Source organism: Streptosporangium sp. NPDC048886 (assembly GCF_055586905.1).
The window spans coordinates 1-10,292 of sequence record NZ_JBVJHH010000089.1; the positions used below are offsets into that span (position 1 = coordinate 1).

The 10,292-nt window shown below is 68.8% G+C and carries 15 protein-coding genes and 1 pseudogene; 7 read left to right on the plus strand and 9 right to left on the minus strand.

What is annotated here, in order from left to right; genetic code table 11:
• Positions 1–75 precede the first annotated feature (75 nt).
• The 3 genes from ACZ6R6_RS48635 to ACZ6R6_RS48645 form a co-directional block, all read right to left on the minus strand.
• Positions 76–597 (minus strand): hypothetical protein, encoded by a 522-nt coding sequence (locus ACZ6R6_RS48635; RefSeq protein ID WP_470104270.1) that lies wholly within the window; start codon positions 595–597, stop codon positions 76–78.
• A gap of 80 nt (positions 598–677) precedes the next feature.
• A complete protein-coding gene (locus tag ACZ6R6_RS48640) occupies positions 678–923 on the minus strand; it encodes a hypothetical protein (RefSeq protein ID WP_470104272.1) in 246 nt (81 codons plus the stop codon).
• Positions 924–1,160: 237 nt separating this feature from the next.
• The gene (locus ACZ6R6_RS48645) at positions 1,161–1,769 is read right to left on the minus strand and encodes a hypothetical protein (protein WP_470104274.1); all 609 of its coding nucleotides are present in this window, start codon (positions 1,767–1,769) and stop codon (positions 1,161–1,163) included.
• Here ACZ6R6_RS48645 and ACZ6R6_RS48650 point away from each other — a divergent pair.
• Entirely contained in the window at positions 1,734–2,063 is a 330-nt protein-coding gene (locus ACZ6R6_RS48650; RefSeq protein WP_470104295.1) for a hypothetical protein, read from the plus strand. The genes ACZ6R6_RS48645 and ACZ6R6_RS48650 overlap by 36 nt on opposite strands.
• Before the next feature lie 132 nt (positions 2,064–2,195).
• Positions 2,196–2,888 (plus strand): transposase family protein, encoded by a 693-nt coding sequence (locus ACZ6R6_RS48655; RefSeq protein WP_470104276.1) that lies wholly within the window; start codon positions 2,196–2,198, stop codon positions 2,886–2,888.
• A 127-nt stretch (positions 2,889–3,015) separates the two neighbouring features.
• On the opposite strand, the gene ACZ6R6_RS48660 is transcribed toward ACZ6R6_RS48655, so the two are convergent.
• Genes ACZ6R6_RS48660 through ACZ6R6_RS48675 form a run of 4 tightly spaced genes read right to left on the minus strand, consistent with a single transcriptional unit; the run spans position 3,016 to position 5,684 of the window.
• A complete protein-coding gene (locus tag ACZ6R6_RS48660; RefSeq protein WP_059130497.1) occupies positions 3,016–3,309 on the minus strand; it encodes a DUF1330 domain-containing protein in 294 nt (97 codons plus the stop codon).
• Positions 3,310–3,342: 33 nt separating this feature from the next.
• Positions 3,343–4,776, minus strand: coding sequence for an MFS transporter (locus ACZ6R6_RS48665; RefSeq protein ID WP_470104278.1), 1,434 nt, complete (start codon positions 4,774–4,776; stop codon positions 3,343–3,345).
• Positions 4,773–5,231, minus strand: coding sequence for a MarR family winged helix-turn-helix transcriptional regulator (locus tag ACZ6R6_RS48670; RefSeq protein ID WP_470104280.1), 459 nt, complete (start codon positions 5,229–5,231; stop codon positions 4,773–4,775). The genes ACZ6R6_RS48665 and ACZ6R6_RS48670 overlap by 4 nt, the downstream gene beginning before the upstream one ends.
• 24 nt (positions 5,232–5,255) lie before the next feature.
• Positions 5,256–5,684 (minus strand): hypothetical protein, encoded by a 429-nt coding sequence (locus ACZ6R6_RS48675; RefSeq protein WP_470104282.1) that lies wholly within the window; start codon positions 5,682–5,684, stop codon positions 5,256–5,258.
• Between the two features lie 738 nt (positions 5,685–6,422).
• Between ACZ6R6_RS48675 and ACZ6R6_RS48680 the strand changes: the two are divergent.
• The 5 genes and pseudogenes from ACZ6R6_RS48680 to ACZ6R6_RS48700 all read left to right on the plus strand — a co-directional run.
• Positions 6,423–6,857, plus strand: a pseudogene (locus ACZ6R6_RS48680) (maleylpyruvate isomerase family mycothiol-dependent enzyme); the annotation flags it as partial.
• A gap of 228 nt (positions 6,858–7,085) precedes the next feature.
• Positions 7,086–7,673 (plus strand): TetR/AcrR family transcriptional regulator, encoded by a 588-nt coding sequence (locus ACZ6R6_RS48685; RefSeq protein ID WP_470104284.1) that lies wholly within the window; start codon positions 7,086–7,088, stop codon positions 7,671–7,673.
• A complete protein-coding gene (locus ACZ6R6_RS48690; protein WP_470104285.1) occupies positions 7,670–8,047 on the plus strand; it encodes a hypothetical protein in 378 nt (125 codons plus the stop codon). The genes ACZ6R6_RS48685 and ACZ6R6_RS48690 overlap by 4 nt, the downstream gene beginning before the upstream one ends.
• Positions 8,044–8,169 carry a hypothetical protein gene (locus tag ACZ6R6_RS48695; RefSeq protein ID WP_470104287.1) on the plus strand — a complete coding sequence of 42 codons (126 nt, stop codon included), beginning with the start codon at positions 8,044–8,046 and terminating at the stop codon, positions 8,167–8,169. Before ACZ6R6_RS48690 ends, ACZ6R6_RS48695 begins: the two co-directional genes overlap by 4 nt.
• A 312-nt stretch (positions 8,170–8,481) precedes the next feature.
• Positions 8,482–8,880 carry a hypothetical protein gene (locus ACZ6R6_RS48700; protein ID WP_470104289.1) on the plus strand — a complete coding sequence of 133 codons (399 nt, stop codon included), beginning with the start codon at positions 8,482–8,484 and terminating at the stop codon, positions 8,878–8,880.
• A 56-nt stretch (positions 8,881–8,936) separates the two neighbouring features.
• Here ACZ6R6_RS48700 and ACZ6R6_RS48705 read toward each other — a convergent pair whose 3' ends face one another.
• Together ACZ6R6_RS48705 and ACZ6R6_RS48710 are read right to left on the minus strand one after the other, a co-directional pair.
• The gene (locus ACZ6R6_RS48705) at positions 8,937–9,128 is read right to left on the minus strand and encodes a hypothetical protein (protein WP_470104291.1); all 192 of its coding nucleotides are present in this window, start codon (positions 9,126–9,128) and stop codon (positions 8,937–8,939) included.
• A 436-nt stretch (positions 9,129–9,564) separates the two neighbouring features.
• Positions 9,565–10,292, minus strand: a 728-nt coding sequence (locus ACZ6R6_RS48710) for a pentapeptide repeat-containing protein (RefSeq protein ID WP_470104293.1), incomplete at its 5' end; no start/stop codon positions are given.

Consider the following 10,292-nt stretch of genomic DNA (forward strand, 5'->3'; position numbering starts at 1 on the left):
GCATCGCCACCCGCTACGACAAGCTCGCCGCCCACTACCGATCGGCCGTGACCATCGCCTGCCTGCTGCTATGGCTCAGATGATCCACAAAACAGGTCCTAGGGCCTTCGATCTCCCCTTCGGGGTCAAACCGAAACGGGCAAGGCGCTCGGCACCCTCCCGGTCACCTGCCTCCTCCCGCAGCCAGGCCAGCCTCCCTGGCGCATAAATATCGCCGGCGTCGGCGGCCTGGCGGGCGAGGCGCTCGGCGCCGTCCGGGTCACCCGCCTCCTCCCGCATCTCGGCCAGCTTCCGCAGCGCGCCGAAGTCATCGGCATCGGCGGCCTGTTGCGTGAGGCGGTCGGCGTGCCGGTAGCGGCCTCGGCTGGATGCTGCGTTGGCCAGGGCGGCCAGGTCTGTCGGCGTGAGGGCATGGCGGGAGGCCGCCTCCCAGAAGGCCGTCGGCGGGCACAACAGGACACGTTCGCGGCGGCCGTGCTGTTCAAGGTAATCCGCCAGTCGGTACAACGGCCGCGCTGGGGGCGGCTCGCCGGGGCGAGACTGATGTTCGATCAGCGGGCCGGGCAGGCGCCGGTGCTTGGCGGTCAGCCGATCCACCGCCGTGCTGAACCAGTCCTCGGGGCATGACGGCCCTCCGCCCCCGAGCATGTCCCCAGACATCCGAGCACGTTGTGGTGTCAAGCCACGGCTGTGAGACGAGATGGAAACGCGACGGATTCATCGTAGGTTCGGCGCTTTTGGAGGCAGTGATAGAGGCAGCCGATCAGGCGGTTGAACAGGTGCCGTAGAGCTGCGGTATGGGCGTCGTCGGCTGTTTTGCGACGGTCGTAGTGCGCCCGAGCTCCCGGTGAGGGCCGTAGCGCGGCGAAGGCCCAGATGTAGCCGGCGGCGGCCAGGCGGTCGTTTTTGACCTTGCGGGTCATGATGTGCCGCGACTTGCCGCTGGCTCATCAGCCCGGCATCCATCGATCACAACGGCGGCGGATCGCTCGATGAGCAGACACCAGCCCCGGCCGGTCTGGGGATAGGCATCCAGTGCCCTCGCCAACTCAGGCTCTGAGGTCGGCGCCTGCTCACAACATGCGATTAGCCGCCAGGTAGCGGAGGGAAGGCTCAAGCTTGAGTTCGGGCGATGTGCGCGCAGGGCGCTTCGGTGGCCCTCACTGCGGCCGAACGGCGACCGATTCGGCGGAGAGCGTGACCTCGACGGTGATGTGCAGATTGTCCAACTGCGGGAGCTGAAGCCCACGCTTGAACTCCTCGGCATCGTCCGGCATCACCTTCGACTGAACTGTGACCTTGACTTGGCCGGTCTCCTCATCTGAGTGCGCCATCATCGTGGCCACCTCAGGACGGGATCGGAGCCAGGAGACGATCGTGTCCTGGGCCCGCCGGAGCTCCGAGGCCGAGAACTCCTTGCCGCCGATCAGGGTGACCTCCATGGGGAGGGTCCTGGCCAGCTCGATCGCGCGAGTCGGGATGGGACCCTTGAAGCCGACGCGCAGCCCCCGCTGGTCGTCGACGTATCTGACGCCGGAGATCTCGTCAGGGAACTCCGCATTAAGTTTGTCGATCACCCGGCTGTTGGACGACTGTGAGCCGAAGCGGTCGATGGCTTCCTCGTAGGAGATGCCCTCCGATTTGGCGATGGCCCCGAGGTCGACCAGCTCGGCGTAGGGAATGCCGTCGATCACCACAACGTCCGCAACTGGTGCGCCGCGCGCGGCGTCGCCCTGCGCGTCCTGTCCGGGCCCCTGTCGAACTTTCACGACCTCGCCGCGAACGACGCCACCACCGCGCTGATCATCAACGTGCTCACCGCCGTCGGCCAGTTCCAGCGCGACCTGCAGAACGAACTCACCGCCGAGGGGGTCGCCGCGGCCGAGGCCGAGGGGCGCTACCGCGGCCGACCTCCCGCGCTGGACGGCGCCCGGCGCGAGGATGTGCGGACGGCGTTCCGCGAGGAGGGAACCTCCATCGCGGCCCTCGCACGCACCCACGGGGTGAGCCGGGCCGCCGTGCGCACCGCGCTGGCCGGCCTCCTGCCCGACCAGCTGACCTGACCGGGCTCGTCCCCGAACCGACACTGGGCTCAGTCCGCTACCGCTAATTCCTGTACCAATCCTCCTCACGGGCCAACCGGGCAGGCGGCAGAGCCGGCCGTAAGGGGCGTCCCCGGTGCTCGTTGAAGTTGTGTGAAGAACAAGAACCAGCAGGCCGGGGACGCCGTCTCCCTGGTCTATCAGTGCGCCCTGCCGCTGTCCACGAGAACTGTCCAATACGTCACCGACCTGCTGCGCAAGCACCTGAAGGCGATCAGATCGCGGTGGCGGTCCCTGCCGGCGGGCCGGATCGTCGTGATCGTCCTGGCCGTGCTGCGCCACGACCAGCGCGCCGCCGACCTGGCCGGCGGTAACGGCATCGCGGCCACGACGATCCGCCGCTGGACCGACGAGGTCGTCGGCCTGCTGGCGGCCGGGGCACCGCGCCTGGACCGCGCCCTGGCCAAGGTCGCCAGACGCGGCGGGGAGGCCGTGCTGATCGACGGTACCCTCATCCCCACCCGCCGCCGCACCGGCAAGGACAACCGCAAGAACTATTCGGGGAAGCACAAGCGCCACGGCCTGCACTTCCTCGCGCTCACCGACGAACGCGGACGCCTGATCTGGATCTCCGCCGCGAGGCCCGGGCGCACCCACGACATCACCGCCGCCCGCCACGACCACATCGTCGAGCACCTGAAAGCCGCCGGCCGAGCCCCCGTCGAGCACGGCTTCGCGCACCTGAAGACCTGGCGCATCCTCACCAAACTCCGCACGAGCCCCGCCCGCGCCACCAACCTGCTCCGCGCCCTGCTCGTCCTGACGAACCTCGAACTCGACCGCTGACAGACGATCAAGACCGAAGACAGCCGCCCACGACCAGCACGAGCACCCACGAACCCCGCCACACCAGCAGCCGCATCAGCGAAAACCAAGATGGTGGATCTTCAGTGAAGACCCGACTGGACCTCGGTCAGTCGATGCCTTCGACGATGCGGAAGTCGCGCTCGACGCCGTCGGAGAGGGCGACCAGCGCCTCCTGGTAGGCCGCACTCTCGTGCGCCGCGACGGCCTGCTCGAAGCTGTCGAACTCGATCAGGACGGTGCGCTCGGCGATTCCGGCGTCATGCGCCACGACCCGACTGCCACGGGCGAGGATTCGACCGCCCCCGGCCTCGACGGCCGGACCGGCCAGCTTGTTGTAAGCAGCCAGCTTCTCAGGGTCTGAAATGGTGCGGTAGGCGCTGACCCAGTAGCCCTTGGGCATGGAACCTCCAGTGTTGGGATGAGTGCATCTGACTTACGGGTTGGTCTCGGACGAGCGTCGGCGGGCGAGAGCGAGGCTTGTCAGCGTCGTGATCGCCATGGCGCCGATGCCGACCAGCGCCGCGGTGGTGTAGGCGCTGTCGTCGGGGAAGAGGTGGCCGGGGCCGGTGCCCGCGGCGAGGATCAGGCCACCGATGGCGCTGCCCAGGGAGTACCCGACGCTGCGGACGACGTAGTTGAAGCTCATGGCGCTCGACGTCTCGCTCTTGGGGGTGACGGCCAGGATGACGCCGGGCATCGCGGCCGAGAAGCCGCCGACGCCGAAGCCGAGCACGCCCATCGCCGCGAACAGTTCGGCCAGGTCCGACCGGGCCGCCGCGAACAGGGCGAACCCGCCGCCGACCACGACGGCGCTGCTGGCCAGGAGCAGGGGGTCGGCGATCCGCGTCCGGACCCGGGGCGTGAGCTTGCCGGCGACGAACCCCAGCACCGAGAACGGGATGAGGACCAGTCCGGCGACGAAGGTCGTCAGCCCGAAGCCGTAGCCGGCGCCGTGCGGCGTCTGCGCGTACCGGGTGATGAGCGTGAGCAGGAGGTACATGCCGATCCCGCCGACGAACATGGCGAGGTTCGCCCCGGCGACCGCCGGGTGCCGCACCGCCCGCACATCGACCAGGGGCGTCGTACTGCGCAGCTCGATGACGGCCCAGACGCAGAGCAGCACCACCGCGACGACGGCGAGGCCCGCCGCCACAGCGAGGTGCCGGCTCCATAGATTCCGTTCGCCGGCGAGGAACAGCACCAGGAGCAGCGCAGCGGCCAGGACGACCGCGCCTGCCACGTCCACGTGGGCGGAGCGGCCTTCGGGGGCTTCGGGCATGGAGCGCCACGCGGTCAGGAGGGCGGCGGCGGTGACGACCAGGCCGAGGCCGTAGGCGGCCCGTACCCCGCCGAGCTCGGCGAGCAGTGCGGCCAGCGGGTAGCCGACGCCGGCCCCGATGATCGAGACCACCGAGATCAGGGCGATCACGGCCGCGCTGCGCTCCTCGGGGAGGTGGTCCCGGGCCACGCCCATCATCAGCGCCGTCAGCCCGAGCCCGACGCCCTGGGCCGCCCTGCCGGCCAGCAGCCACGCGAACGGCAGCGGCAGCACGGTGAGCGCGCTGCCGGCGACGACGACCGCCAGCGTGGCGAGGATCGTGGCCCGCCGGTACGGGCCGGCTCCGAGCCGGCCCAGGACCGGCGTGGCGACGGCGCCGCTGAGCAGCGCGACGGTCAGCGTCCACTGCGCGCTGCCGAGCGAGACGTGGAACGAGGTCGCCACGCTGGTGATGAGCGGCGTCCCGAGGCTGGCGACCGCCGCCACGACCAGAGCGATGAACATCAGGGCGGGGACCAGCAGCCGCGCCTCGGAACGCGCCACCGGGAACGCCTTCACCGCGACCCCGCCGACCGGCTGCCCGGTCACTGCTGCGGCCCTTCGCGGTCCTGGCTTTCGAGCTCTGCCAGATGCTTCAGCGCCGGAAGGGCCGCCACCAGCGCCTCGACCTCGTCGCCGGTGAGCTCGCCGATCAACCGCTCGAACGCGTGGACGCCCGCCTGGCGCCGCGTCCAGACATAGGAGGCGCCGGCCTCGGTCAGGCACACCAGCGTGACCCGCTTGTCGGACGCGTCGCCCCGCCGCTCGACCAGGCCGGACTCCTCCATCACCCGGACCAGGGCGGTCATCGCGGGCTGGGTGACGCCCTCGACCGCGGCCAGATCGGTGATGCGCCGCGGGCCGGTCCGGTCCAGGGTGGCCAGGGTGGCGGCGGACGTCAGGCTCATGTCCCGGGGCAGGCGTCTCGCGGCCCTGGTGGCCAGGCCGTAGAGGGCTGCCCCGATGGCGGCGGACGCGCCAGGAGCGGTCTCTTGACGACTCATGCTCGAAGCATAGCGTTTTTATATTCATAGTTTATGGAAATGGTCGGCCGGTCGGTTCAGCTTCGCCCGCAGCGGCTCCAGCTTGCCCCGCACCTCGACCGGCAGGCCGAGCACCTCGCCGACGGCCCGGACCGTGACCGGCCCGGCCGCCTCCCGCACGATGGCCACCAGCCGCTGATAGTCCTGCGGCAGCACGTCGGGGTCGATACCGGCGGCGCGGGCCGGGATCAGCAGCACCGACCGGCCGCCCACCTGGACCTCCGGCGCCGGCGGCGCGAGCGACAGGTACTCCCCGAAGCCCTGCTCGCTGATCCGCTGCACGACCCGCCCGGCCACCACCAGCTCATCACACTCGACCCGCACATCGGCCAGCTGCTTGACCAACTCCTCTTCCAGCAGGTCCAGCTCGGCACGTCGCGTGGCGATCCGCTCCAGCATCCCCTCATCCGTCATGACACTCCAGCGTAGGAACCGCACCGGCCACCACCAGCCGGAACAGCCCACGAACCACCCTGACGAACGATCTACACCCAAGACACCCGCACACGACCAGCACGAGCGCCTACGAACCCTGCCACACCAGCACCCTCACCAACGTACAAGATCACTTACGGAGCCCGGAACGGCGTTGATCAGACCGCCAACGAGACGGCCGGCGGCGGCCACGGCCGCCATACGACGATCGAACTCGCCGAGCGTGGCCGGAGCCTCGCGCAGGTTCAAGCCGACGCCCACCAGGAACGCGCACGCGCCGGCGTCCTCCTCCCGAAGGTGGCCTCAGCCGTCAACTAGCGACGCGGTCCTGTTCGCGGAGGCGCCGAGCTGGGGTTTGCTTCTCAGCCGTGCGTTTTCTCAGAAGTCGTGACTGTCCCCGCTTCCGAGAACACGATCTTCTCGGAAGTCGGCTGACCTGCGCGGATCGGCTTACTTTGGGGCTAGGGACACGTTCGGGAGCAGGAGGCCGATTAGGGGCGGGATCGCGGGCGTTGGGATCATGCTGGGTGAACAGATCCAGAAGGGCGTGGATCGGCAAACTGGCTTGAAGCGTCGCTCATGAGCGACGATTTCGCCCCTTGGCGGAAGTCTTCACCTTCGACCGTCCTAACCGACCTGATGCAAGGACTCCTGTGACTGACGAGAAAAGGCCGTCTGACATGACCCAATCCGGCGCCGAAAGCACGGGGCAGTCGCGTGGCTGACCTCTGGCCGCTGGTGCATGCCGAGCGAGCGGCCCTGGCGGGCGACCTGGTGGATCTGACCGACGAGCAGTGGGCGACGCCGTCGTTGTGTGCCGGGTTGACGGTGCGCGAGGTGCTGGCGCACCTCACCGCAGGGGCGAGCCTTAATGGTGTGCGGTGGCTGGCGGGGGTGGTCCGCTGTCGGTTCGACTTCGACAAGCAGGTCGCCATGCGGCTGGCTAAGCAGTTGGGCGCGACCGCGGCCGAGACGCATGACAGGTTCCGCCGCGTCATCACGAGCACCACCAAGCCGCCTCTCCCGGTCATCGCGATGCTGGGTGAGACGATCGTGCATGCCGAGGACATCCGGCGACCGCTGGGCATTCGCCATGAGTACCCGATCGAGACCCTCACTCGGGTAGCCGAGTACTACCACGGGGTTGAGGAACAGCGGAACAGCCATTGGCGGTGAGAAAGATCTTGTTTCTCGTTGGGGCGCAGTGCGATCAAGGCCCACTTTGGTCTGGGGACACGTTCGGGAGCGGAGGGCCATGTCATGCGGTGGGCGATCGACGTAGGACGGCTCCGGTGGGCCAATGCCACCTCGTCGATGAGACCGGATCCCGCGATCTCGAGTCCCTTGATACGAAACGGGACTTCCCGTAAGGTAAATACCATGACAACGCCGCGATCCGCACCAGGCCGTCCGCGTGACCAGCGCACACACGAGGCCATTTTGCGAGCCGCCGAACAACTGATCATGGAGCAGGGATACGCCGGCACCTCGATCAGCGGCATCGCCGCCCGCGCCGGGGTGGGCAAGGACGCCATCTACCGACGTTGGCGCGGCAAACCCGAACTGGTCTACGAAGCGCTGTTCAGCACGGTCGACACTGGCCCCCTTCCCGACACCGGCACGCTCGCCGGCGACGTCACCCAGCTCGCCCAGGCGCTGCTGGACGAGTTCGCCGCGCCCGCCGCAATGGCAACGCTGCCCGGCCTGCTGGCCGACTTCGCCGCCGATCTCGCCCTGCGAACGCGCTTGCGGTCGGGCTTCTTGGCTCCGGCCAGAGCACGGATGGTCGAGATCTTCGACCGCGCCGCCTCGCGCGGCGAGATTTCCGGCGCCGTGCAGGTCGATCTGGTCCTCGACACGCTGGCCGGCGCTGTGTTCTTCCACGTGGGCCTGATGGGTGAACCACTCACGCCGGAGCTGGCCGCTCAGCTGGCGGAGATCGTCACCACCGGGATCAGTGCCCGATGAACGGCTCGCTCCTCGCCGCCGGCCTCACCGCGGCCGGTGTGGCCCTCGTACACCTCGTGGCCGGACACGCCGATCCGATACGGCCCCTGCTGGCCTCCGGACTCGCCCAGGTGCCCAAGCGCACCCTGCACGCGGTCTGGCACCTGGTCAGCGTCGACTTGATTCTCGCGGCAGCCACCCTCCTGTATCTGGCGCTGGCCCAGCCGCAAGGTACCCGCCTGGCCGGACTGCTGCTCGCAGCCCACTTCGCCGCCTACGCCGCGGTGTTCCTGGCGATCACCTTGACGTTCGATGGCGCACAGCGGCTACTGCGTCTCCCCCAGTGGCTGCTTCTGCTCCCCGTCGCCGTTCTCACCTGGATCGGGTCGACGTGACCGGCGATGGCGGGACGCTGCTGGACCATGTCCTGAACGGCTACGACATCCGCGAGATCCACCGCCGCCACGTCGCCGCCAGGCCCGGGGTCGAGGAACAGCGGAACAGCCATTGGCGGTAAGCCGCCGCGTCGCAGGTCGCGGAAGGCCATGCCGGGCGTCGGGGCGGTGTTTCCCGGGACCCTGTCCTCACGTCGGTGGGCCCTGAGTGCCTGGTCCTTTCGGATTCGACCAGCTCAGCGCCCCAACGAGAAACAAGATCTTTCTCACCGCCAATGGCTGTTCCGCTGTTCCTCAACCCCGGACACGCTCCCCCCGAAGGTGCCCCGCCCGCCGAAGCTGATGCGCATCACCGAGTTCCTCAGGATGGACCTCGCCACGGACTAACCACCCACCTATGGACATACGGGCAGTTATCCCTGGATGATTCCCTCATGAAGATCAAGAAACTGCTTCCCGCCCTCGCGGCGCCTGTCCTTGCCCTGTCTCTGACCAGCGCCCCGGCACAGGCGTCGGCCGCGATGGGTTACGTGGTCGCCGTCACCGTGGGCGGCGGAAGCGTGTACGGCGAGGCCCACCTCGGCCCGAGCGGCGGGCAGACGTACCTGAAGGTCCAGGACTTCACCGAGCTCGGCAACTGGCGCATCAGGGGCAGCATCGAGAAGTACTACCGCGGCGAGTGGGTCCAGGTCGTCGCGTGCACGGCGAAGGACACCTACTCGACGACCTGCTACGCGAGCATCCCCGTGGGCACGCTGGTCAGGTCCCATGTGTGGGCGTTCCTCAACAACACCGTCCGCTACCACGGCTACAGCCCCTCGACCCGCGTCTGACGAATGCGGTGCGGCCCCAGCCTCCCGGCGGGGCCGCACACACCCCCGCAGTTTCCCTAACCGTTGAAGACCCGGTCGAGGAACAGGCCGAGGTTGGTCGTCATGCGGTCGACGCGTTCCTCCAGCGTCAGCGTCTCGAACTGCACGCCCAGGTCGGTCAGCTTCTTGCCGCGTACATACAGCGGGCAACGCAGTACATACAGCGGGCAACGCAGGTCGGCGCAGAGGCCCGGAGCTCCCCGTCTCACCGGAACCCAAGTAGCCGCAGGTCAGACCTGAATCCGTTGGATTTCCGCCGTCTGCTACGGGACCCCCCACTCACGCGCGGGCGCGTGGGCCGGCCAGCCTTTTCCGAAGTGGCCGGGCCACGACGGGCGCTGAGCGAGGGGGCGGCCGCTTTCCCCCGCGATGAGGGCCGTCGGTCGATCGCATCACATAGTAATCATGCTGATACGAACCGCCACGGAGGAGGGGCCGCGCCGACTGCATGACCATGCAATCCGGCTGCATAATCGGCCGAAAACCCGGGATGAATCGGACAAGCCGCCGCCCGTCCGGGCGACCCCGAGGCACCCTCGGACGTTTGCGCAGGTCAGGGCGTCGCCCGCCGGAATCTATACCGGGCGGAATCGAAGCACTGTCCGGTATACGACCGGACAGGCCGCCAGCCTGCCACCGCGGCGGTCAGGCGTCCTCGGCCGGGTCGCCGTCTGTTTCCTCTCGGATCAGGCGGCCGGCTCCCTCCGGTGTCGTCTCCAGCCGCCACCCGTCCGGCCACACATGAGCGGTCGCAGGATCGACCACCACCGCCTCGCCCAGTGAGGGAGTCTTGGCGAAGGTTGCCCCGTCGAACCGGGCGTTTCCGGTGAAGGTCGCCGCGACGAACCAGGCGTTCTTGGTGAAGGTCGCCTCGTTGAATCGGACGTCCCCGGTGAAGGTCGCCCCGGCGAACCAGGCGTTCTTGGTGAAGGTCGCCGTGTCGAACCGGACGTCCCCGGTGAAGGTCGCCCTGACGAACCAGGCGTTCTTGGTGAAGGTCGCCTCGTTGAATCGGGCGTCCCCGGTGAAGGTCGCCTCGCCGAACTCAGCCTTCTCGGTGAAGGTCGCCGCGTCGAACCTGGTAAACCCGGTGAAGGTCGTCTTGCCGAAGACGGCGTCGGTGACATGGCCGCCGGCCAGGTCGAAGTCGATGAGGGTGGCGCCGGTCAGGTCCAGGTTCATCCCCTCCCAGAAGATCGGCGCGGCCGGGAGGGTGGAGCGCTGGTCTGCGGGGCGGTCGTCGCGCAGGTGGACGGCCAGGATGCGCTGGGCGGTCAGCCGCACCTGCAGCTCGCCCTCCCGGTCGCCGCTCTCCTGCCGTGGTGCGGGCTCGGCGGGTAGGGCAACGCTGGCGCGGGCGGCCTGGTAGCGGT